Origin of the sequence: Salinispora cortesiana, from assembly GCF_000484695.1 — a bacterium.
Lineage (GTDB): Bacteria > Actinomycetota > Actinomycetes > Mycobacteriales > Micromonosporaceae > Micromonospora > Micromonospora cortesiana.
The window spans coordinates 1-19804 of record NZ_AXVR01000064.1; the positions used below are offsets into that span (position 1 = coordinate 1).

Consider the following 19804-nt stretch of genomic DNA (forward strand, 5'->3'; position numbering starts at 1 on the left):
GACACCGCCACCCTACCCGGCCGACTACTAAACGTAGCCAACCAGCACCACCAGCCCGTACGGGCCATCACCACCGCCGTGGACACCACCATCGGCGACCTCACCACTGCGACCTACCGATAGACCCACCCAGGACCACAACACCTCCCTTAAGCCCGTGTCTTCCATATCCAAAACTCACTGATCGGACGGGCTCGCCCGTCACGAGCCCTGGCAGGCCTCACACCCACGAGGAGATAGTCATGACATGGAACTCCGGCACCATGGGAGGTAGCGCCGCTGGCGTTGCCAACTACCCGCCACCCGACGTACCCGGACGGCGTCGCCGGCCACATCCTGCTATGCAGGACCGCGAGGGGCTTGTGGAAGGGATCATCCCGCCGGGCGAGAAAGCTCTCCACTGGCGACGCACTCCAGCCGGAGAGCAGACGTCCGCCAAGTCTTTTGGGAACGCCGCTCGGTGATGCCGACGGCATCACCCGGTTCGAAGACAGTGTCGGAATCCCCGAATCGTTTCTGCGGCGTATGGGATGGGTTGACGTCCGGTCCCACACGGCATGCACAGCTCAAGAGCCGATGACGCGCCATCGAGGCCGCGCTGGCCCCGGATAGACGCCCGAGCAGGTCGTCCAGTATGAGGCGACCTGACATGACAAGGGAGAGTGATGTGTACATGAGTATCGATGCGATAGATACTAGCGACGGTCTTCGCAACGCGATGGTCGACCAGCTCGTCGCTGATCATGAGGACAAAGGGTTGAGGATGCGGCCCGAGGTGGAGCAGGCGTTGCGGACTGTCCCGCGTGATCGGTTCACACCGGGCGTCACGGCGGAGCGGGCGTATCTGGCGGATCGGTCCGTGGTCACCAAGCGGGCCAGCGACGGCGAGGCAGTCAGCTCGGTGTCGGCTCCGTTTCTGATCTCAGAGATGCTGAATCAGGCCGCCGACGCCGTGGACGGACTGCGCGGGCGCAGCGTGTTGGAGATCGGCTCGGGCGGTTACAACGCTGCTCTTCTGGCGGAGTTGGTCGGCCCGGACGGGTCCGTCACGACTGTGGATATCGACTCCGAAGTGACGGACCGGGCTACCGCCTGCCTTTCGGCCACCGGCTACGACCGGGTGAGCGTCGTATGCGCCGACGCGGCACAGCCGATTCAGCCCGGCCGGTCTTACAACTTGATCATCGTGACGGTGGGGGCGTGGGACATTCCGCCGGCGTGGGCCGCGCAGCTCACCGACGACGGGGTGCTGGTGGTGCCGTTGCGCACATTCGGGATGACCCGGTCGTGGGCGCTGCGCCGGGTGGGTGATCGGCTGGTGAGCCACAGTCAGCGACTGTGTGGGTTCGTGTCGATGCAGGGCACTGGGGTAAGCCAGGTGCGGCATGTCGACCTCGCGCCTGGCGTTGAACTGCGGCTCGACGAACTCCAGCAGCAGGTCGATCCGGAGTCTGTCAACGGTCTCCTGTCAGCGCCGTCAACGCAGGCGTGGGCTGGGATGAGCCTGCCACCTGCCACAGTGCTGGCCGACCTTGACCTGTGGCTGGCCTGCCGTGGTACAGACGAGGGTCAGCAGTTCGTCGTGCTCGCCGCCGAGCAGATGGCGATCGACGCCGGTGTCGTCGCCCCGGCGTGGCGGTTCGGCACGCCCGCCATCCTGAGCAAGGGCGGGCTCTGCTATCGCGGCGAGTTGACCTGGACCGACAGCCGTTTTGACCTGGGCGCCCGCGCTCACGGGCCCGACGCGGACGCGGCGGCCAGGCAGATGGTCGAGCAGATGCGTGCCTGGGTGGACGCGGGCACTCCCTCGCCGGTGCTGCACGTTTTGCCCGCTGGTACTCCCGACGGCGACCTGCCGGCCGGGACGGTGTTGGACAAGCGGCACAGCCGTCTGGCCATCACCTTCACCTCCTAAGGAAAGGAAGGGAAGACCATGGACGAGTACGACGAGACCTTCGAGCTGGACGTAACTCTGGTCGACGCTGGGGACGCCGACGGCTATGTCAGCAGCACGGACGACGGGTGCGGCTCCGGCAACACTGGCTCGAACGCCTGCTCCGGCAAGTAGGCCCTGCGGTTTCCGGGCCCGGCGTCGGTAGGCGCCGGGCCCCTGATCTCGGTGGTGCATCATGAAATCAGAACCTGGCGCGGCGCTGATCAGAATCGCCTCCTATCCGACCAGTCTGGTCCTGCCTGACTGGCCCGACCTGGTATCGGGGCAGCCGGAACAGTGGCTCACGTGGCTGGGCGCCACGTGGAAGCTGCCGCGCTTCGCGGCGGCCGTCACCACGGCAGCTCCTGAGCTAGCTGACCAGATCGCTCGGGCGGTATCCGGGGAACCGGTGAGCCCGCAGCGCCTGCGTCGTCTGACGCAGGCGGCGGTCAACTATGTGCTGCGATGGACTACCCGGGCGACTCCTTTCGGCGTCTTCGCGGGGATCGCTCCGGTGCGCTTCGGCGCCCACACCACGGTCCGCCTTGGGGAGGACCACCGTGTGGTCACTCGCCCGGATGGCGAGTTCATCGCCGAGCATGTCGGGCGGGCAGAGCACGACCTAGCCGCGTTGCGTGCTGTTGAGGTGGTGACGAACCAGTTGGGCTACGAGCGTGCGGGGCGGTGGGTGCTGCCGTGTGCCCGATCCGTGAACGGTCGACGCTGCGACATTGAGGTCGGTCTGACCGGGCCGGTCCAGGCGGCGGTTCGTGCCGCTCGGTCGCCGGTCGGGTTCTCCGATCTCGCTGCGGCGATCGCCGGGTCTGCTGATTTGACCACAGCCGAGCGGCTGCTCGCCGGGCTCGTGCGGACCGGGGTGCTGCTGTCGAACCTGCGGCCGGCGATGACCGTCACTGACCCCGCCGGGAATGCGGCCCGCGACCACCTGGTGCCGGACCCTGGCGAGCAGGTAGCCGTTGATCTTCGTGTTGATGCGCGTGTGACGCTGCCCCCGGCGGTGCTGCACGAGGCTGAGCGAGCCGCAGCGGTGCTGGTGGCACTTGCACCGCCGGCACCCGCATGGGTCGAGTATCACCGTGCGTTTGTCGCACGGTGGGGCCCGGGAGCCGCCGTACCGGTGCATGACGTGTTGACTGCGCTGGGTTTCCCGGCCGGCTACCGGGGATCTCCCCGCCGCACCCACACCGGCTATACCGACCGTGACCGGCTGCTCGGACAACTCGCGCAGCAGTCCGCGCTGGACGGCTGCGCGCAGGTCGTCCTCGACAACACTTTGATCGAACGGCTTCGTGCCGATGACGACCGGCCGCCGATCCCACACACCGAGCTGCGGTTCGCTCTCGCCGCCGACACCGCGCGGGATCTGGACCGCGGCGTGTTCACCCTCACGGTACTCAGCGGGTCACGGCACGCCGGGGTCGCTGCCGGCCGGTTCATTCACCTACTCACCCCTGCCGAAGCAGCCGAATTCCGGCAGGTCTACCATCAGCTGCCCACCACCCTGCCCGGCGCGACCACCGTGCAACTGTCCGGACCGCCGCTGGACGCCCGGCTCACGGCCCTGGCCCGTACCCCCAAGATTTTGCCGGTGCTGCCCCTCGGCGAGTTTCACCCGGCACCCCCGTTCACCGTGCGGGACCTGGCCGTGACCGGCGACGGACGCCGGCTGTGGCTGGTGTCGCAGACCAGTGGTCAGCCCGTCGAACCGTTGTTGTGCAACAGCGTGCTGCTGCCGTCCCTGCAACAACCGCTGATGCGTTTCTTGACCGAGATCTGGGCCGCGTGGAACGCGCCATGCAGCCGGTTCGACTGGGGCAACGCGGCCGATTTGCCGTTCCTGCCTCGTCTCTGGCACGGCCGTAGCATTCTGCACCCCGCCCGCTGGATCATCGACCGCGCGGTGCTGCCCACCCGGACCGCCACCTGGTCACAGTGGCGCGACGCGTGGCAGCGACACCACAACCAACAGCGCATCCCGCAGCAGGTGCTCATCGGCGAGGGAGACGTACGGCTACGCCTGGACCTGGACAACCCCACGCATCTGGCGGTGCTACGCGACCACCTCAACCGGCATCCCCGCACCGTGCTCACCGAAGCACCCGGTCCGGCGGGCTGGATAGACAGTCGGCCCACCGAAATCCTGCTCACCCTCACCCACCCGTCGAACACTGAACCGGCCCGACCGGCCCGGCCCGCCAGCACCATCCGACACTGGCCCGGACTGTCCTGCTGGTTGGAGGCACACTTGTACGGCCGGGTCGACGCCATCCTGACCGACCTGGCCGCCCGCCCCGCCGATCACCTTCCACCGGGCTGGTGGTTTCTGCGCTACCCCGACCCGGAACCGCACCTGCGGTTGCGTATCCCCCTGGCCGACGCCGACCGGTTCGCCGACACCGCCCGCCGTATCGCCGACTGGATGGCAGACCTCCACGCGCACGCGATCGCCCACGACTACAGCCTGCACCCCTACTGGCCTGAAACCCGCCACGGCACCGGGACCACACTCGCTGCCGCCGAGGCGGTATTCGCCGCCGACTCTCACGCCGTGCTGGCCCGGCTGACCGGCGACCGGCAGGCCACCACCGCCGCCGGCATGATCGCCCTCGCAGACGGGTTCACCGGCAACGGACTGGCCTGGCTCGCCACCCACCTCCCACGCCTCAGCGGCCCCCGTCTGGACCCCGCACAGGTCCACCGCGCCGCAACCCCACACCAGGACAAGGACCTGACTGCAGCGTTGGCCGCCTACCGGCCGCTCGCCGTAGCCGATGGGCTCGACCCCAACGAGATCCTCGGTGACCTGCTACACCTACACCACGCCCGCATGATCGGCGTCGACACCGCCTCCGAACAGCACTGCCTGCGGCTGGCCCGCACGATCGCCCACACTGCCCACGTCAGGCACCCGGCATGAGGCCAGGACAGTCCCTCGCCGAGGGTGCGGCCGGTATCGCCCTGCTCCACCTCGAGACCGGGAACTGGCCCGCAGCCCGCGACGCCATCCGCCAAGCCAGCACCGGTGGCGTCAGCATCGCGGGCGGCGCCAGCCTCTTCTACGGTGCCCCTGCGGTCGCGTTCGTCCTCACCGCCACCGACCACCCGAGGCTGACACAGGCCAGAGAGATCACCGCCACAGGCACCGCCACGATCACCCGGCGACGACTGGACGCCGCGCACCGCCGCATCGACCGTAACGAGAAGCCGCACTACGCCGAGTACGACCTCATTCGCGGACTGACCGGCCTCGGCGTCGTCCTGCGTCGCCTCGGAGACCACGATCTGCTGCGCCAGGTCCTGGACTACCTCGTACGCCTCACCGAACCCCTCAACGGGCTCCCCGGCTGGTGGTGCCGCAACGGCCCCAACCACACCCCACCGCCGGCCGGCGGCCACGGCAACTTCGGCATGGCCCACGGCGTCACCGGCCCGCTGGCCCTGCTCGCCCTCACCCTCCGCGACGGCAGCACCGTCCCCGGACATACCGAGGCGATCACGCGTATCTGCCGGTGGTTCGACGCCTGGCAACAAGACACTGACGGGATGCCGTGGTGGCCCGAGACCATCACCGCCACCGAGCTGCACCACGCGACCCCGGCCCAGCGGAGGCCGCTACGCCCATCCTGGTGCTACGGCACCCCTGGAATCACACGCGCCCTCCAACTCGCCGCGCAGGCACTTGGCGACACCAGTCGGCAGCGCCTCGCCGAGGCCGCGTTCACCGCCTGTGCCACCGACCAGATACAACTCGCACGACTCCCCAACCGTGGCCTCTGCCACGGCACCGCCGGACTCCTCGCCACCGCCCGCCGCATCGCCGCCGACGCCCTTACCCCTACACCCCTTACCCCACTAGCCCAGCTACACCACACCACCGCCCCCGCAGCCGACGAACCCGCCGGCCTGCTCGACGGCGCAGCTGGCATCAACCTGGCCACCACGGCCACCACAGCAACCTCCTGGGACACCTGCCTCCTACTGATTTGACGGCGAAGGTCATCGTGGAAGACACCCCGTGGAAACAGATCACCATCACCTATCCCGGCCACAGCCGGCAGGAACGCGAACAGCACGCCCTCACCCACCTCAGCCAAGCCCTACCCGCAGCCGAAGACGCTGGCCTCATCACCGCATGGTGGTTCATTCGCAAAGGACCCTGGCGCCTGCGATACCTCCCCACCACGGACGAGGAAGAGGCACGCCGCCGGCTAACCCAAAACGTCACCTGGACCACCGACATCTACGAGCCAGAAACCCACGCTTTCGGTGGCCCCGACGCCATGCACATCGCGCACGACCTGTTCCACCACGACAGCCGCCACCTACTCACCCACCTCCAGCAGCACCCCACCGACCGCCGGGAACGCTCCCTCATCCTGTGCACCGCACTCATGCGCGCCGCTGGCCTAGATCTCAACGAGCAAGGCGACGTGTGGGCACGAGTCCACCACCACCGCGCCACCCGCCCCACCCAGCCACCCGACACCCACACCTGGAACCGGTTCACCCACCAAGTTCGCTACCTCCTCACCGGCAACCCCCGCACCACCAACGACTGGCACACCACCTTCACCACCGCAGGCACCGACCTCCAACATCTGCGAGCAGCAGGCAGACTCACACGCGGCATTCGCACCATCATCGCGCTCCACGTGATCTTCCACTGGAACCGGATCGGCATCCCCGCCGCCACCCAAGCAACCCTGGCGCACGCAGGGAAAAAAGCCATCTTCGATGTCCACGGCCGAGGCACCTCGTGATGCTGGCATCAGCCGGCGCGAGCGAACCGACGGTGACCAGACAGGACCGGTACAGCGACCCACACCCTCCAATCTGCGCGTTCTACGTGAGATGACCAGGGTGCAGCCACCAGTAAGCCGATATCGCGGAAAGCCAACCCGTGAGGAGCGCTGGTCCCATCGGTAATGCAACCTGACCACGAGGTCGCACCCTCGCTGCGAAGCCTAGGACGCATTGAAGAACGAGGCCGATGATTAGGCCGTGGGCGACGGTGTGCCAGCTCAGCCAGCCGAGGTTCAGCGTGATTACTCCCGCGAGGGTCACGTCGCCGAGGCCGAGTTGTCCCGGCAATGAGAGTGCGATGATCACCAGTGTCGTCGTGGTAGTCGCCCCGGCGATGATCGCTCGCAGGAGCGGGGCGGGGTTGCCGCTGACGGCGGTGGCCATGATGAAGCTGATCAAGCAGGCGGCCATCAAGGTTCCGGTCAGGACATGCGGGAGGCGACGTCGACGGATGTCGATGATCGCTAGGCCCACTCCGACGACGGCGAAGAGCCAGTACGCCGGCAAGGCGGCCGACATCGGCAGTAGGCCGCCGATGACGGCGGTGGTAGCCCCGGTCAGGAGTGAGACAGCGGCAACGGTTGGTGGGCGTGCGGGTGCGCCGTGCCACCAGCCTTCGGGGAGGTGGAGGCGGCCGTGTGCTGGCGCTGAGTACGCGATGGCGGACAGCGGAATGCCGGCCAGCGCGCCCGCGAGGCCGAGGCCGCTCGCGGTGAGGGTGTTCACGGCTTACTGGCCGCCCTGGGTGGTGTTGAGGTTCGGTGTGCGCGGGTCCAGCGGCCTAGGTCCGACAGCAGGTCGACCAGTTCGGTGCCTGCGCTGGTGAGGCGGTAGTCGGCGGCCTGATCGGTCTGGTGGTGCTCGACCAGTCCCTGGTCCTGCAGGTGGCCGAGGGTGCGGGTCAGGGTACGGGCGTGGACGACGTCGGTACTGGCCTTTGATATGGCGTGGTGGAGCCGGGAGTACCGAAGTGGACCGTCTTGAAGTGCAGTCAGGATGGCCCGATTGAGCTTTCGTTTCGCCAGGTTATAGATGGTTTCGAGGTCATTCGTCAGCGCAACTCACCTCCCCCAGTCACGAGCGCGCTACTCTGCGGTGGTCGAGTGTATGAGGCTGCACCAACGTTGACCAGCCTGTTCGTAGGTTGCCCCGCACTGCTGTCCGATATGGAGTGACATTCAGATGTCACCTCGCCTCGCGCTCCGTGGATCAAGTGCTGTGCCGTTACGGCGTCCGAGGTAGTCCGTTGTGGCGGGCCGCCTGGGGGGCAAGTGACTGCCGGAGGCGGATGATGCGGCCGGTGACCGCCTCGCCCTTGGCGGTCAGGTAGAAAGCTGTCTGCCCGTGGGGCTCGATGTCCAGGCTGCCGCTGTGCGGGCTGATCACGAGCCCTGCGGCGGACAGCGCCCGCAGCAGTGGTAGCGCCTCGCGCGCTTCGGCGTGGAGGCGGGCGAACGTGGCTGGGCCGCCGCGCATGGCGTGTAGTACTTCGTAGACGCCGGGCCTAGCGAGCAGCGTGAGTGTTTGTTCGACGCGTCCGTGGTCGCTCATCGCGGTGCGCCTCTCTCACGGCCACAAGTTTGGGAGAGTGTACGCGTGGGTGATACCAACAGATCTGTCGGCTATATGACGGATCTGCTGCTGTGACGGGGGTGATGTCGTCTTGGTACGTACCTCGGGATGCGTACCTGGCGGTACGTGCTTCCCTCACCGCCGATGGCGCGTGCGTGAAGGTACGGACCTTGCGGCCCCTGTGGGGTAAGGGTGTAGACACGAATCGTGACCTTGAATCGGCTGTCTTGGCGCGGCGATTCTCAGCGCCACATGTGTGGCTTCCTATAGGAGTCGACAAGACTTAGGAGGTAATGCCGGTGTCCACTCGCCCGGTTTGGGTTGGTCTCGTCGTTGTACCGACCTTGCTCATCGCAGGATGCGGATCTGCCACCCCTGAGAGTGCGCCGAGCGATCCCCCGTTAACGTCGGCGACGCCGAGTCTTGAGCCGACTGGTGTCGCTAGTCAGGATGCGCTAGAGGCTTACCGCGGCATGTGGGGCGCCTTCGTTGAAGCGGCCAAGACGTCTGACCCAGATGCACCGGACTTGCGTATTCACGCCTCAGGCCAGGCGCTGAAGTTGATCGTCAGTTCTCTTTACAGCAACCGCGATCAGGGCAAGGTGACGTTGGGTGATCTCGACATAGATCCCAAGGTGACCGAGGTTAAGCCCGCGCAAGCACCGACAGAGGTGGCGGTTCTGGACTGCGTTGATTCAACGAATTGGCTGGAGTACAAGTCTTCTGGCGGCCTTTGGGATGACAAGCCCGGCGGCAAGCACCGGACCACCGCGACGGTAGTCCTGACCGATAGCACTTGGAAGGTCAGCTCATTCATCTTGGAGGAGTCGGGGACATGTTAGGTCGGCGAACCGTATTGCTGCCCCTGGTAATCCTCGGCGGACTCCTTGCCAGCGCCCTGATCTCGTCTCCAGCCTGGGCCGGCGACGGCACCGGAGGCGTGCAGTGCACCAAGAATGATCCGCGGCCGGTATGTGACGTGAACGCTGGTACACCGGGAGAGCCCAGCGGTGGTGACAGCGGTAGTGGCGGCGGCATGGGGGGTGACGGCATGTGTCGTGATCCCGGGGGTGAGCGGATTCCGTGTCAGCGTCACGGTGGCTGGGCGGGTGCGGATGGCTGCTACTACAAGCCGATTGATCCGTCGCCGTCGACGATTGAGGCGCTCGGTGGTCAGCCTGCTGGTGGGGGCGGCTGGTATCAGCGTGTCTGCTATGGCACCAACGGTGCAGCTACCACCGGCCTTGGTGGTCCGGTGTGGGTCGCGGGCGCGCCGCCGGTGCTCTCCCCGGAGGTGCTGGCGCGTCAGGCTCGGGCGCGGCTGAGCCTGCCCGAGGTTCGGGTCAGGATGAATCCGTCGGGCGATCAGTTGGTGAATCTTCCGGTGTGGTTGGCGTTGGATCCGGTGTCTTGGCGGTCGGAGTCTGCGACGGCGTCGGTTCCTGGGGTGAGTGTGACCGCGACGGCGCGGCCGGTGGCGGTGGCGTGGGTGCTGGGTGACGGGACGACGCGGACGTGTGACGGGCCGGGTACGGCGTGGACGGCGGGTACTGATCCGCTGAAGGAGTCGCCGGACTGCGGGCATGTGTATCGACAGTCGTCAGCGGGGGCTGCGGGTGGTGTGTACGCGGTGACAGCGACGGTGTCGTGGGAGGTGACCTGGGCTGGGGCGGGTCAGTCCGGCACGGTGTCGGGGTTGACGACGACCGGTCAGGTGCAGACCCGGGTCCAGGAGTCTCAGGCGGTCGTCAGCGGCTAACACGCCAGGCAAGGCATCTGTAGGCGCGTCACGTCGGGGAGGTCATTGGTCATGGCGCTGGGTTCCGTGCGCCCCCATTCAGGGTTGGAAGATCGCTCGACGTTGCGTGTGGGGCGTGGTCCGTGGCGGGCGGCGAGGCGTCGACGTCGGTTGCCGTTCATGGCGCTCGGCGGTCTGTTGGTGATCGTGTGCGTGCTGGGCTACGCCTACGGGGCGGTGCGTCTCGGTGACCGGATTCAGGTGCTGGCGGTGGCGCGGTCGGTGGCGGCAGGTCAGACGATCATGGCCGCTGACCTGACGCAGGTCTCGGCCGCACAGGACCCGAAGGTGGCGTTGATTCCCGCCGGGCAGGCCGAGGCGGTGGTGGGTCGGACGGCGGTCGTGCCGTTGGTGCCGGGAACGCTGCTCACGCCATCGCTGGTGGGTGAGGCGGCCTTCCCGCCGCCGGGCAAGGTCGCCGCGTCACTGGCGTTGAAGCCGGGCCAGTACCCGCAGGGTTTGGCTTCGGGTGCGCGGGTGGCGGTGTACGTCTCACCGACCGGTCCCGGCGATCAGCCGGTGCCCGCATCCAGCGCGGCGGGCACCCCGCCGGTTCGGCTGGCGGCGGTGGTGCTCGGGGTAGACCTCGCCGGGGACGGGCAGGGCTCCACGGTGGTGACGGTGCTGCTGGACGAGGCTGACGGACCGACGTTGGCAGCGGCCTCGACGGGCGGGGTGATGCTGATGCAGACCGCTGCGGGAGGTGCCTGATATGCCGCTGGTGGCGGTGACCTATGTGAAGGGTCGTCCCGGCGTGACCACGACGGCGCTCGGGTTGGCCGCCGTGGCCCCTTCGCGCGTGCGCCCGGTGGTGGTGGAGTGTGACCCGGCGGGCGGGGATCTGATGTACCGCCTCGACCTCGCCGCGACGCCGAGTCTGGTGGATCTGGCCGCTGCCGCCCGGGGCGCGACCGATGCGCAGGGCGCGCTGGCCGCCGGCCAGCAGGCCCTCGTTGTCGGAGATACGGCCGTGCCGGTGGTGGTGGCCCCGGCAGGCGGGGCGCAGACTCGCGCCGCCCTGCCGGAGCTGACTGGTATCGGCGCGTCGGTACTGACCACGTCAGATCGGCTCGTGGTCGCCGACTGCGGCCGGCTCGCTCCTGGTTCCCCGGTATGGCCGCTGCTGCGTCTGGCCGACGTGGTGCTCGTCATGGCGAGAGCGCGCACAGACGAGGTGGCCCACCTACGCGAATACCTGGCTGAACTGGTTGACGTCAACGCTGGCCAGCTAGCCGTGTTGCTCGCAGCCGGTGGGATGTACCCGGCCGCCGAGGTGGCCAGTGTGCTGACCACCCACATTGTCGAAGAGCTGGCTGCCGCCTCCGATTTGGTTGGGGTGCTGGGGCCGCTGCCGGTTGACGGTAAGGCAGCGGCGGTGCTGGGCGGGGAGATGGTCGCGGGACGGCGGTGGCGGCGGCTGCCACTGATGCGCGCGTACACCGACCTTCTTGATGACCTCGCCCTACTGCAGGTCGCCGGCCCCGAGGCCGCCGATGTCCGCCGGGAGGCTTCCTGATGAGTCATCCGATGGTGGCCCGGTCGTTAGGTGAGCGCCGTGACGGGTTGGCCGAGGTACCGGCCGACGCCGCTGAAATTCCGGTGGTGCGCCGGGTCCGCCGTGAGGTCGCCGAGCGGTTGACTCGCGCGACTCGGGCGCACGAGTCCGCGACGGGTGCGGTGATGCCGGTCGCCGAGCGGGAGGCCACGACCCGCCGCCTGATCACCGACGCCCTGGACGGCTATGCGACGGAGGAAATGAACGCCGGCCGGCCGCCCCTGCGTCCAGACGCGGAGTCGCGGGTGAGCCGGGCGGTGGCTGACATGCTGCTCGGGGCGGGCGGGTTGCAGCCGCTGCTCAACGACGAGCGGGTGGAGGAGATCCACGCCAACGGATTCGACCAGGTTTTCGTCCGGTACACCGACGGTAGTCGGGTGCAGGTCGCTCCGATCGCCGATTCGGATGCGGACATGGTGGCGCTGATTCGTCGCCTCGCAGCTGACGCCGGGCGGGCCGAGACCGGCGGTGAAAGTGGTGAGGAGCGGCGGTGGGACCGGGCGTCGCCGGTGCTGAATCTTGCGCTTGCGGACGGTTCCCGTTTACACGCGATCATGTCGGTGACCCGGCGGCCAGCGCTGTCGATTCGTCGGCACCACTACATCAAGGTGACCCTGGCTGATCTGGAGCAGCTCGGCACTGTCAATCCGGTGCTGCGGGAGTTCTTCGCCGCCGCCGTCAGGGTGCGGCTCAACACCCTTGTGGCGGGGCGTACCGGTGCGGGTAAGACCACCCTCCTGCGGGCGTTCGCGTCGGTGATCGCGCCGGGCGAGCGGATCGTGACGATCGAGGATACCTACGAGCTGGCCCTGGACGCGGACAAGACGCTGCATCCGGATGTGGTGCCTTTGCAGTCACGGGAGGCCAACGTCGAGGGCGAAGGCGCCATCGACATGTCCATGTTGTTCCGCTCCGGTTTGCGGATGTCGCCGGACCGGGTGATCGTCGGGGAGGTCCGGGGTCACGAGGTGATCCCGATGCTCAACGCCATGAGCCAGGGCAACGACGGCTCACTGGGCACCATCCACGCTTCGTCGTCGGCCGGGGTGTTCCGCAAGCTCGCCCTGTATGCGGCACAGTCACCGGAACGCCTCGATCCGGCCACTACAAACCTGCTGGTGGCGGAGTCCGTGCACCTGGTGGTGCACCTCGGACTCACCGACACCGGCCGACGAGTCGTCACGTCCGTGCGGGAGGTTGTGGACGCCGACGGCTTGTCCGTTGCCTCGAATGAGGTGTTCCGGCCCGACCGCGACGGGCGGGCAGTCCCGGCGGCGCCGCCGTCGACCGGGCTGCTGTCCACCCTCGCCGGGGCCGGTTTCGACCCCCGCCTGTTGGACGAGGCCCGTACCGCCCCGGGTGGTGGGTGGACGTCATGACGTTGACCGTGCCCCTCGCCGCGCTGCTGGGGTTGGGAACCGCGTTCGGGATGGTCCTGGTAGCCGTCGGCTTGTCCGGGCGGGACAACGGGCCCGCGGACCTCGACGCAGACTCGTTGCTGTCGAGGTTCACACCGGGGCATGACCGGGTTGACCGGCGGCGGGTGGCTGTGTGTCTGGCCGTTGCCGTGGTCGTGGCCGTGGTGACCCGCTGGCCGGTCGCGGCGGCCCTGTCCGCCGTCGGGGTGTGGGTCCTGCCGGCGGTCATCGGCCCGGACCGTGACCACGCCCGCCGGGTCGCCCGGATCGAGGCCATCGCGACCTGGACCGAGGCGTTGCGCGACAGCCTGTCCGGCGCGGCCGGACTGGAACAGGCCATCACCACCAGCGCCATCGAGTCCCCGGAGCCGATCCGCGACGAGGTGAACCGCCTGGCCACCCGCCTGCAACGCGGGTGGCGACTCCCCGCCGCTCTACGGGCCTTCGCCGCCGAGCTGGCCGACCCGACCGCCGACCTCGTCGTCGCCGGCCTACTTATGGCCGCACGCGGCAGCGCCGGGCAACTCGGCGATGTCCTCGGCGAGCTGGCCGCCTCCGCCCGCGCCAAAGTCGCGTCCCGGCAGCGTATCGCCGCCGGCCGCAACCGCAACCGCACCTCGGCCCGGGTCATCGTCGGCGTCACCCTCGCCATGGTTGGCATCCTCACCCTGATCAACCGGGGCTACCTGGCACCGTTTGACACCGCCGCAGGGCAGCTTGTCCTCCTGCTGGCCGGCGGATGTTTCGGGTTCGCGTTCGTATGGCTCGCGCACCTCATGAGTGACCGGGACACGAGTCGGATTTTGCAGGGCGTCGCAGATTCGGCTGGGACTGAGGCGGTGGTGCCGCGATGACCGAGATCCTGCTGTTCGGCGCCGGCACTGGCCTGGGGCTGTGGCTTATCGTCATCGGCTTCGCGCCGCGTCCGCCCCGCCTCGACAAAGCCCTCGACGCCCCGTACCGGCAGGCCCACCACACCCACGCCCACCCGGGCGAGGCTGCCGCCGGGTGGGCTGGGCGGTGGGGGCGACCTGCGGCACGGTGGCTACGCCGCGCCGGCCTGCCCCTGTCCAGCACCCGCCGCGACCTGGCGACGGTGGACAAGCCAATCGACGTGCACCTCGCCGAGCAGGCCACCGCCACCGCTTTCGGTTTCCTCCTCCCGCCGGTGCTTACCGCCCTGCTCGCCTTCGCCGGGGTGACACCGGGGCTCACCATGCCGGCCGCCGCGTCGCTGATCCTGGGCGTGGCCGGGTTCCTGGCCCCGGAACTGTCAGTGCGCAGTGATGCCGCGAAGCACCGGGCGGCGTTCCGCGACGCTCTCAGCTCGTTCCTGGATCTGGTCGTCATCAGCCTCGCCGCCGGATCCGGTGTCGACCAGGCCCTCGATGAAGCCGCCGCCGTCGGCTCCGGCCCCGCCTACGCCGAGCTGCGGTACGCGCTGACCGAGGCCCGGCTAGCCCGGGTACCGCCGTGGGACATCCTCGCCGTCCTCGGTCAACGCCTCGCCGTCGCCGAATTGCAGCAACTCGCCGCGACCGTCGGCATGGCCGGCACCGAAGGCGCACGGGTGCGCTCCTCGCTGCGCTCCCGCGCGATAGCGATGCGAGAGCGCCAGTTGACCGACGCCGAAGGAGCCGCCAACGCCGCCACCGAACGGATGAGCCTGCCCATCGTGGCCTTGTTCGGCGGTTTCCTGATCTTTCTCGGCTATCCCGCTCTCGCCGCTGTGCTCGGCGGACTCTAAAACGTCCGCCCGTTCACCGGCCCGAAGGAGGTTCACTTCATGTCCGCCCTGCTGAGCTACCTGACCGCTGAGATCCACCACCGCTGGAAGCAGGTACGCGACACCCGCGACGGCGGCTACTCCACCGAGGCCGTCCTTGTCACCGCACTGCTGGTGGTCCTGGCTATCGCGGTCATCGCCATCATCGCCACGAAGGTCACCGGCAAGGCCAACAGCATCGACCTCGGTTAACTCATGCCCACGGTGACTGCCAAGGGAAGCCGCACTTCCGTGCCCCGCTCCTGCTCGGCGCGCGGCGAGGCCGGGCGATGTTTGCGTGCCCGGTGGCGGCGTGTTGCCGGCCGCCGGGACGCGGGCGCGGCAACAGCCGAGTTGGTCATCGCCATGCCCCTGCTGCTGCTCATCGTCATGCTCGTCATCCAGGCCGGAGTATGGTGGCACGCCACTCACGTGGCGCAGGCCGCCGCCAGCCGGGCGGCGAGCACCGCCGCCGCCTACGAGTCCAGTGCCGCCGCCGGCAAGGCTGCCGGCGGCGACACCCTCGCCGCGATCGGCAGCGGCGTACTCAAGAGTCCGTCGGTGTCGGTTACCCGCACCGCCACCGATGTGCGGGTGGAGATCCACGGCAAGGCGGCCACCGTGATCCCCGGTATCTCGTGGCGAGTCACCGCCGTAGTGGTGCGCCCGGTCGAGCGGTGGACCGCCCCCGGGAGCACTACATGACCGGTCTCACACCGGGTGCCGTGTTGACCCGGCTTCGCGTGGCCGTCGCCATGCGGCGGCGATGGCTGACGACCACCGCCGATAGCGGGTCGAGTACCGCCGAGATGGCGCTGCTCGCACCGCTGTTGGTCATGTTCCTGCTGTTCGTGGTGCTGTGCGGGCGGTTGGCGGCGGCGCAAATCGACGTTGACGCCGCCGCGAGTAGCGGTGCCAGGTCCGGATCGATCGCCCGCGACCAAGCCGCCGCCGTCGCCGACGCGCAGCGCACCGCCCAGGACTCTCTCGCCGCCCGAGGCGTTACCTGTCAAAACACCACCGTGACCGTCCACACCGGCGGACTGCGGCCGGGAGGAGCCGTCACCGTCACTGTCTCCTGCCAGGTCCGCCTCGCTGATCTGGTCCTCCTCGGCGTGCCAGGTAGCCGAACCGTGGAATCGACCGCGACGTCCCCCGTTGACCAGTGGAGAGGAACCGCCTCATGACGTCGCGTGTATGTGCCCTCGCCCGGCGGCTGTCCGGCGCTGGTCGAGACTCCGGGCAGGTGACACCGTTCGTGGTGCTGCTCGCCGTCGCGCTGCTCGCGGTGGCCGGGCTTGTCCTCGATGCGGGTCTGGCGATCTCCGCGAAGGTGCAGGCCCTGGACACCGCGCAGGCCGCCGCCCGCGCCGGGGCACAGCAACTCGACCTCTACGCCTACCGCACCCGCGGGGTCACCCAACTCGACACCACCCGTGCCGCCTCTACCGCCCGGTCGTGGCTGGCCTCCGCCGGAGTCGACGGGGACGTCTCTGCTACCGCCACCACCGTCACGGTGACCGTGCGGCGGAGCAGCCACACGCAACTGCTGCAGATCGTCGGCGTGCAAACCCTGAACATGTCGGCCTCGGCCACCGCGGCCGCTGTGCAGGGCGTCACCGGCCCCAACACCTAACCCGTGAGGAGAGTCTGAGCATGGTGCGCGTCCTCGCCACAGTCGGGCGGCTACTGCGGGCCGTGACCGCCCTCGCTGCTCTGGCCGGCGCCGTCGCCGCAGTGCCGTGGCTGCTGACCGCCTCTGCCGGCTGGCCCCTCGCCTGGATCGGCTGGCCCCACCCCACCGACCTACCCGCCCTCGCGGACATGGCCGACGCGGTGACAACCACCTGGTCAGACCAGACGCTGCTAAGCCTGATCGCCTCGATCGGCTGGGCGTTGTGGGGTGTCTTCATCCGGCACGTCGCCGTCGAGATAATCGAGGCCAGCGTGCATGCTGCCGCCATCCGACGCGGCCGACCCCGCCCACCAGCACCCGGACGAGGACCGATCCGATGGGTCGCCGCCGTGCTCGTCGGCGCCATCGCCGGAGCGGTCCTCATCGACGCCGCCCGCACCATCACCGGCCCCACCGGTGCCAGCGCAACGGCGGCGGCTACTGACGCCGCCGCCCATCGCCCGGCCGTCGCGGTCGCCCCGGCACGGCCGGGAACCACCGCCCCTATCGTGCACGCCGGCCCCCGCCCGGCCATCACCATGCACACCGACACCCCCACCACGCGGCCCGCGCTCGCCTCTGCTGTGCACGACGACCGCGACGTACCTGCGTGGGCGCGAGATGCCCCCGGCGGAATCCACCGAGTCGCGGCTGGGGATAACCTGTGGAAACTGGCCGAGCACACGCTCGGCGACCCGCACCGATGGCGCGAGATCTACACCCTCAACCGGGGCCACCAACAAGCCAACGGCTACTCGCTGACCGACCCCGACGAAATCCACATCGGGTGGATCCTCGCCCTACCCGCCCGCGACACCACACCCGTCCAGCCGGCCCCGAGCGACCCCACCGCGAGTGACCCGGGCCCCGCCGAGCCGGACGGGCAGACCACAGACGAGCCGGCCGACACCACCTCCGAGCCAAGCACCGACGCGGGTGCGAACAGCACACCAGCGGCCGAGACCAGCACAACCGAGCACGACCACGAAACCACAAGTGACCACGATGAGGCGGGGATCCGCTTGCCCTCGCACGGGTGGGTCAGCCTCGGCCTAGCCGCGCTGATCGCCGCCGTAGCGACTCTGCTTCGCCTGCAACGGCGCCGCCACGCCCGGTTGCGCTTCCCTATCCCGACCCGCATCACCGCGCAGCCCACCCCGGTACCCGCGTGCCTCGCCCCGATCGACGTGGTCGCCGCCAGTGACCGCTCCACCGACGACGAGACAGACCGGCCCACTGCACCGATCGGCCTCGACGCCGACGGGGGCGAGGTGAATCTGTTCGACCTACCCGGCCCCGGTCTGGCCCTTACCGGTGACGGCGCTGAACCAGCCGCCCGCGCGCTGCTGGCCGCCACGCTGAGCACCGGCGCCACACAGAGCGCCGAGACGCGACCCCTGGTGGTCACGACCGCCGAGATCCTCACCCGGCTGCTACCCGAAGGAGCGCCCCTGGTCGGGCTTGACCCCGACAGCACCAGCTACGACGGGGAACGCCTCATCGTTCTCTCCGACGCCGCCGCGGCCATCACCCACGCCGAAGAAGAAATGATCATGCGGCGTCGGCTGCTGGACACCTTCGACTTGGACTCCATCACCGCACTGAACACCCGCACCGACCATGCCGAAACCCAACCCCGGTACGTGCTACTCATCGAAGCCACCAGTCGGCACACCGCCCGCCTCCGCGCTGTCGGCGCGCACCGCCCAGCCCTAGACCTGCATCCGGTCGCCCTCGGCCCGCTAGACGGCATCCCCACCATCGAGATCACCGCCGACGGCACCACCACCGGCGGCGGTGAGGCGACGGAAACCTTACGGCTATCCACCCTCACCGCTGGCGATCTCGCCGCCGTTCTCGCCATGCTCACCGACGCCGCCGCGCGTCCGGAACCCGGCCACGACATCGACCTCGACCCCGCCCCGAAACACGCAGCCGACCAGGCGGCCACCACCGAGGCGGCCCCGCTGATCCCCGCCCAGCCGGCGGCCCCGGTGCGGCTGCGAGTCCTCGGCCCAGTCCTCATCGACGCAGACACCGGGCCGGTAACCACCGGGATGCGCAGCGGCTCCTACACCGTCCTCGCATCTCTGGCCGTTCACCCGAGCGGGCGGACCCTCGACCAGCTCTCCGCCGACCTGCACCCCGACACCGACCCGAGCACCTCCGGCAAACGCATCCGCACCGACATCAGCACCATCCGGCGAGTGCTACGCGCCGCCACCGGCACAGAGGCCATGTTCGTCGTCTACGACCCGGCGACCAGCCGCTATCACCTCGACCCCGCACTGATCGCCGTGGACCTGTGGCAGATGCTCACCACCATCGAGCGCGCCAATCGGGCCAAAGACGACACCGCCGCGCTCGCCGCGCTGCGGGAGGCAGTCGAGTGGTATCGGGGTGACTTCGCCGACGGCGGCGACCATCCCTGGATCGGCGACCACGCCACGACCTACCGGCACCAGATCCTGTCCGCGCTCGCCCGCATCGCTGAAATCACCGAGACCGATCACCCGGACCAGGCGGTAGCCGCGCTGGAACGTGCGCTGGAGTTCGACCCGGTCAACGAGGAGTTGTACCAGCGGATCATGCGCATCCATGGCCGCGCCGGACGACCCGACGCCGTGCGGCGCACCCTACGCCGCCTCGAGCACTGCCTCGCCGAGTTGGGTGGCGCCGAACCATCCGAGGCCACCCGCCGCGTCGCCGCACGCCAACTCCAGCCCACCACCGCCGGGGACCGCAGATGACCGACAGCCCGGACACTCAGCTCCAGGCCAACCACGACACCGCCGCCCACCCGGGCCGCAGGCGACCGTCGAGCGACGGCAGCGCAGGCTGGTCAGCGCGGTGGGCGTACCCGTTCTATGCCGTGGCCGTCACCGGCGCCGTGATCGGTCAGACCTGGGTCGCCCTCGAGCACCTGTCCTGGTCGCCCGCCGCGCCGGTCCCGGTCCGGGTACTCCTGGTGCTGCCGTTCGCGCTGTGCCTGGAACTCTTGGCGATGGCCCTCGCCGCGATGGCCGACGAACGGATGCGCCTCGGTGAACGCGCCTACGGCCTACGTGCGTTCTCGACCGCGGTCGCCGCCGTCGCGGTCGGTATCCAGGTAACCGGGCACTGGCCAGACCTGTACTGGGCCGCCGTGTTCGGTGTCCTGTCCAGCTCCGCATACGCCCTGTGGATGCTGCACGCCGCCGCCCGCCGCCGAGACGCCCTCCGCGCGGCCGGCAAACTCGCCGACACCGCCCCCGACTACGGCCT

The 19804-nt window shown here is 69.1% G+C and carries 20 protein-coding genes and 2 pseudogenes; 19 read left to right on the plus strand and 3 right to left on the minus strand.

The genetic code is table 11. The annotated features are described in order from the left end of the window. The 6 genes and pseudogenes from K228_RS27570 to K228_RS0120790 form a co-directional block, all read left to right on the plus strand. Positions 1-123: pseudogene (locus K228_RS27570) on the plus strand (GPP34 family phosphoprotein); the annotation flags it as partial. 595 nt (positions 124-718) lie between these two features. Beyond that, entirely contained in the window at positions 719-1915 is a 1197-nt protein-coding gene (gene fxlM, locus K228_RS0120770) for a methyltransferase, FxLD system (RefSeq protein ID WP_018829333.1), read from the plus strand. Between the two features lie 18 nt (positions 1916-1933). Next, positions 1934-2068, plus strand: coding sequence for an FxLD family lanthipeptide (fxlA, locus tag K228_RS27580; protein ID WP_018823737.1), 135 nt, complete (start codon positions 1934-1936; stop codon positions 2066-2068). Positions 2069-2129: 61 nt separating this feature from the next. Continuing rightward, positions 2130-4871: a lantibiotic dehydratase gene (locus K228_RS0120780; protein ID WP_018829332.1), complete on the plus strand. Its 2742-nt coding sequence runs from the start codon at positions 2130-2132 to the stop codon at positions 4869-4871. Next, entirely contained in the window at positions 4868-5941 is a 1074-nt protein-coding gene (locus tag K228_RS0120785) for a lanthionine synthetase C family protein (RefSeq protein WP_018829331.1), read from the plus strand. Before K228_RS0120780 ends, K228_RS0120785 begins: the two co-directional genes overlap by 4 nt. Next, positions 5938-6714 (plus strand): thiopeptide-type bacteriocin biosynthesis protein, encoded by a 777-nt coding sequence (locus K228_RS0120790; RefSeq protein WP_018823734.1) that lies wholly within the window; start codon positions 5938-5940, stop codon positions 6712-6714. The genes K228_RS0120785 and K228_RS0120790 overlap by 4 nt, the downstream gene beginning before the upstream one ends. 82 nt (positions 6715-6796) lie before the next feature. Here K228_RS0120790 and K228_RS0120795 read toward each other — a convergent pair whose 3' ends face one another. The 3 genes from K228_RS0120795 to K228_RS0120805 form a co-directional block, all read right to left on the minus strand. Next, entirely contained in the window at positions 6797-7483 is a 687-nt protein-coding gene (locus tag K228_RS0120795) for a prepilin peptidase (RefSeq protein WP_018823733.1), read from the minus strand. Beyond that, entirely contained in the window at positions 7480-7812 is a 333-nt protein-coding gene (locus K228_RS27585; RefSeq protein ID WP_342667129.1) for a winged helix-turn-helix transcriptional regulator, read from the minus strand. Before K228_RS27585 ends, K228_RS0120795 begins: the two co-directional genes overlap by 4 nt. 169 nt (positions 7813-7981) lie before the next feature. Then, complete coding sequence (locus K228_RS0120805; RefSeq protein ID WP_025620170.1) at positions 7982-8308, minus strand: hypothetical protein; 327 nt, start codon at positions 8306-8308, stop codon at positions 7982-7984. A 494-nt stretch (positions 8309-8802) separates the two neighbouring features. Between K228_RS0120805 and K228_RS27590 the strand changes: the two genes are divergently transcribed. From K228_RS27590 to K228_RS0120865, 13 genes and pseudogenes are all read left to right on the plus strand, one after another. Beyond that, a complete protein-coding gene (locus tag K228_RS27590) occupies positions 8803-9171 on the plus strand; it encodes a hypothetical protein (RefSeq protein ID WP_080643094.1) in 369 nt (122 codons plus the stop codon). Next, the gene (locus K228_RS0120810) at positions 9165-10088 is read left to right on the plus strand and encodes a hypothetical protein (protein WP_025620171.1); all 924 of its coding nucleotides are present in this window, start codon (positions 9165-9167) and stop codon (positions 10086-10088) included. Before K228_RS27590 ends, K228_RS0120810 begins: the two co-directional genes overlap by 7 nt. Positions 10089-10247: 159 nt before the next feature. Beyond that, positions 10248-10838: an SAF domain-containing protein gene (locus tag K228_RS0120815; RefSeq protein ID WP_018828831.1), complete on the plus strand. Its 591-nt coding sequence runs from the start codon at positions 10248-10250 to the stop codon at positions 10836-10838. Position 10839: 1 nt separating this feature from the next. Further along, on the plus strand, positions 10840-11643 hold the full coding sequence (locus tag K228_RS0120820; RefSeq protein ID WP_018828832.1) for a hypothetical protein: 804 nt from the start codon (positions 10840-10842) through the stop codon (positions 11641-11643). After that, positions 11643-13061 carry a TadA family conjugal transfer-associated ATPase gene (locus tag K228_RS0120825; protein ID WP_018828833.1) on the plus strand — a complete coding sequence of 473 codons (1419 nt, stop codon included), beginning with the start codon at positions 11643-11645 and terminating at the stop codon, positions 13059-13061. The genes K228_RS0120820 and K228_RS0120825 overlap by 1 nt, the downstream gene beginning before the upstream one ends. Then, the gene (locus K228_RS0120830; RefSeq protein ID WP_018828834.1) at positions 13049-13954 is read left to right on the plus strand and encodes a type II secretion system F family protein; all 906 of its coding nucleotides are present in this window, start codon (positions 13049-13051) and stop codon (positions 13952-13954) included. The genes K228_RS0120825 and K228_RS0120830 overlap by 13 nt, the downstream gene beginning before the upstream one ends. After that, entirely contained in the window at positions 13951-14847 is an 897-nt protein-coding gene (locus K228_RS0120835; protein WP_018828835.1) for a type II secretion system F family protein, read from the plus strand. Before K228_RS0120830 ends, K228_RS0120835 begins: the two co-directional genes overlap by 4 nt. A gap of 39 nt (positions 14848-14886) precedes the next feature. Next, a complete protein-coding gene (locus K228_RS0120840; RefSeq protein WP_025620172.1) occupies positions 14887-15078 on the plus strand; it encodes a hypothetical protein in 192 nt (63 codons plus the stop codon). 3 nt (positions 15079-15081) lie between these two features. After that, positions 15082-15570, plus strand: coding sequence for a TadE/TadG family type IV pilus assembly protein (locus K228_RS25925; protein WP_029723820.1), 489 nt, complete (start codon positions 15082-15084; stop codon positions 15568-15570). Beyond that, positions 15567-16052, plus strand: a complete 486-nt coding sequence (locus tag K228_RS0120850) for a TadE/TadG family type IV pilus assembly protein (RefSeq protein WP_018828837.1) — start codon at positions 15567-15569, stop codon at positions 16050-16052. The genes K228_RS25925 and K228_RS0120850 overlap by 4 nt, the downstream gene beginning before the upstream one ends. After that, positions 16049-16501 (plus strand): pilus assembly protein TadG-related protein, encoded by a 453-nt coding sequence (locus K228_RS0120855; protein WP_025620174.1) that lies wholly within the window; start codon positions 16049-16051, stop codon positions 16499-16501. Before K228_RS0120850 ends, K228_RS0120855 begins: the two co-directional genes overlap by 4 nt. A gap of 20 nt (positions 16502-16521) precedes the next feature. Beyond that, complete coding sequence (locus tag K228_RS0120860) at positions 16522-19290, plus strand: AfsR/SARP family transcriptional regulator (RefSeq protein ID WP_025620175.1); 2769 nt, start codon at positions 16522-16524, stop codon at positions 19288-19290. After that, positions 19287-19804, plus strand: a pseudogene (locus tag K228_RS0120865) (hypothetical protein); the annotation flags it as partial. The gene K228_RS0120860 and the pseudogene K228_RS0120865, both read left to right, overlap by 4 nt.